Below are 3,269 nucleotides of genomic sequence, written 5' to 3' on the forward strand. Positions count from 1 at the left end.
ACCGTCAGCCGTGTTTGCGGCCGGGGTAATTCCATGGGTTCGGTCGGGTTTTCGAACGCATCGAACGTCGCCTTGAGCTGGAAGTAGCTATGTCGGGTCGTCAGGAAGCCTTTCCAGTTTGCAATCGCCGCATCGACCGGAGCCAGCGCGCGGCCGAGCAAAATAGAAGATGCGATGATCACCCCGGGGGACGCTTCGCCGCCGATCACCAGATAGGCGCCAAGGCCCAGCACCGAAGACTGCAGCGCCATCCTCAGCGCCTTCGATAACGAACTGGTTCCTCCTATGATGTCGGAGAGCCGCTCCTGATATAGGAGGTAGCCATGAACCATGTCGCTCCAGCGCCGGGCCAGCCTGGAAGAGAGGCCCATGGCCTGAACGACCTCCGCATTGCGGCGACCGGACTCGGCAAGGGCGCGCTGCGAGATCATGGCTTCGGATGTCAGCCTGGCCGGCCTGCGGCCGAGAATTTCCGCCACCGCGGTCAACGCCACGACGGCGAGAGCGCCGACCGTCGCCAGCACGCCGAGCGAGGGGTGCAGCATATAGATGATCAGCAAGTAAAAGGGGATCCAGGGCGCGTCGAAGATGACGGTCGGCCCGGATCCTGAAAGAAAGCCGCGCAGGTGGTCGAGGTCTCGCAGCGGATCCACCCGGTCTGCCTCCCGGCCGGCCTTGAGCGGCAAAAGCACCGAAACGGCGAATGCCCTTTGGTGCAGGTTCCTGTAGAGCCGGCTGGCAATGCGGACCAAAAGGCGAAGCCGTACGAAGTCGAGCAGTCCGTAGGCTGCGTAAAGGCCCAGCATTCCAACAGTCAATCCAACCAGGGTCGGAACGCTCTGGGACGGCAGCACCCGGTCATAGACCTGGAGCATATAGAGGGACCCGGTCAGCGCCAGGATATTTGTCACCGCGGAAAAAAGCCCAACGCCAAGCAATCCCGGTGCGCAATCCGACATCGCGGTGCGTAAAAGGGAAGGTAACTCTTGCTGGGTCTTCATAGCCTGCTGTCTTTCACGCGGAAATGCCGCGTGGCTTTCTTGGCTTTGGCCAATATGGGAAACCTCTACTGCTGAGATAGATCCGGGCGAAATTTCCGGACATGAGGCGTTGCTAACATATTCGAACTTTAATCAAAATGAAGCAAAATCGTGGCGAAACCCGCGGTCGAGAGCCGGCAAATCGGTGATATTCGGGGACAAGGACTGCGCGAAGCTTCACGCTTTCTGGAGCGAGCGTGCTGAAAATGCGGAGTTTTTTCGCGGACGGAGGTTGTCGATCACCAGGCTCCGATCAATTATTTTGACCGGTGAAATCCGTATGTGATTTCTTTCTAATGTACCTTTCCGCTAGGCAGACGGGTGTTGGGGGCGTTGCCGAATTAGAAGGAACTCATATGGCAACTCTCCATTATGCAGCGGGCGGCTCTGCCGCCGACGTGGCAGCCGCAGGGTTCAATCTCGTCGATGTTCAGTACCTTTCGCAGGTAAACGCACTGCCCGACGGAATGAAGGCGTTGGTCTATCTCAACGCCCATGATGGCGTTACCCAGTCGTTCATTGATCAAGTTACTCCATTCCTTAACAATCCAAAGGTATTTGGGTTCTATCTGACGGATGAGCCGGATCCTACCGGCAGGTGGGGGACTTATGCGACCGCGGCAGATCTGAAGGCGGAATCCGACTGGATCCATTCTCATTTCCCGGGTGCAAAGACTTTCATCACGATGATGAACATGGGGTCTATCGCCGACCCGAGCTTCGCCAATACCTACAACCCGGAAAACACGGGCATCGACTATTACGGCGTCGGTGCTTATGCGATCACTTCCAAGACAGCCAGCAATCCGGACTACAACATGATCGATCGCATGGTTGCGGCTGCGGTTGCTTCAGGGATTCCGGCTGACCGCATCATCCCGGAGTACCAGGCTTTCGGCGGCGGAAACTGGGTAAGCGAAAATGGCGGCTCCTTCGTCGTCCCGACCGCTGACCAGGAAAAGATCATGATGGATCACTGGGCCAAGCTGGTTCCTTCGCCGGCATTCGACTTCACGTATGCCTGGGGCTCGCAGAACGGCGACACCGCGCTCGGGAACTCCCCGGAACTGCAGGCCTTCTTCCTGCAGCACAATACCAGCTCGACCTCGTCGACGCAGCCGTCGACCACAGAGCCGACGCAGCCGACAACCTCCGAGCCGATACCCACCTCGGAGGCGACACCACCACCGTCCGATCCCACTTCGCCAACGACCGACCCCACGACGTCAACGACCAACCCGACGACGCCGACGACCGACCCGACGACAATAGCCACAGATCCTTCAAGCGGCGATCACATTGTCCATGGAGGCAAGGGCAACAACACCTACCATATCGACAATGCGCACGACAAAGTGATGGAAGCTGCAGGCGCCGGCTTCGACAAGGTGATGGCCTCGGTCAGCTATGCCCTGTCTGCCGGCTCGCATATCGAGCAGCTCTCCACCTCCAGAACCGGCGGCAAGACGGCGATCGACCTGACCGGCAACGAGTTCGCCCAGAAGATCAACGGCAACTATGGCGACAACAAAATCAACGGTGGCGGAGGGTCCGACATATTGAAGGGCTATGGCGGCCACGACGCCTTCGTGTTCAACACGGCTCTTGGGGCTGGAAACGTCGACAGGATCGTCGACTTCAACGTTTCCCAAGACAAGATCTACCTCGACCACGCCATATTCGCCGGACTTCAGAAGGGCGCGCTCCCGGCCGGCGATTTCCACATTGGTCAAGGCGCGCAGGACGCCAGCGACCACATCATCTACAACAGCCGGACTGGGGCGCTCTCTTTCGACAGCGACGGAGTTGGCGGCAATGCTCAGACGCAATTCGCCTCCCTCACCCCGCATCTCCACCTTGACGAACACTCCTTTTTTGCAATCTGACGGAGCGCCTTGCCGGCAGGAGCGAACTGACGCTCCTGCCGGTTTCCGCCCCAGAGACGGGCTTCGCGCCGTTTCACGATTCAAGCCCGGTCAAACCGGACCATTCCTCGGTTGGAGGATGAGGTCGGCTCTCCTCCGTCAGCGCCTTGCCACCCAATCAGATCCTGTAGCCGGCGCTCTCCCCTGGCGTTTGGTCCGCCCAACTCCAAAACCTCCCTGGCTTTTTCCGTGCGGGGCTGCAGCCATCGTCGCATTCCCGGGGCAAGGCGGGCCGGGCCGTAGTCATTGAATCTGCATCAGTTTACGGGCTCCAGCCGATCGCCCTGCGTCTTCATCATTCGAA

Annotated in this window: 2 protein-coding genes; one reads left to right on the plus strand and one right to left on the minus strand. The window is 59.1% G+C overall.

What is annotated here, in order from left to right:
* The coding region (locus EOA29_RS30175) for an ABC transporter transmembrane domain-containing protein (RefSeq protein WP_245468580.1) at positions 1–959 on the minus strand (959 nt) is incomplete at its 3' end.
* A gap of 437 nt (positions 960–1,396) precedes the next feature.
* Here EOA29_RS30175 and EOA29_RS30180 point away from each other — a divergent pair.
* On the plus strand, positions 1,397–2,926 hold the full coding sequence (locus EOA29_RS30180; RefSeq protein ID WP_127222028.1) for a calcium-binding protein: 1,530 nt from the start codon (positions 1,397–1,399) through the stop codon (positions 2,924–2,926).
* Positions 2,927–3,269: the final 343 nt, after the last annotated feature.

Origin of the sequence: Mesorhizobium sp. M1E.F.Ca.ET.063.01.1.1, from assembly GCF_003998155.1 — a bacterium.
Taxonomy (GTDB): Bacteria; Pseudomonadota; Alphaproteobacteria; order Rhizobiales; family Rhizobiaceae; genus Mesorhizobium.

Bases quoted from the DNA above. Each gene is read 5' to 3' on its own strand.
- EOA29_RS30180 (WP_127222028.1), top strand. From the start codon at position 1,397: ATGGCAACTCTCCATTATGCAGCGGGCGGCTCTGCCGCCGACGTGGCA.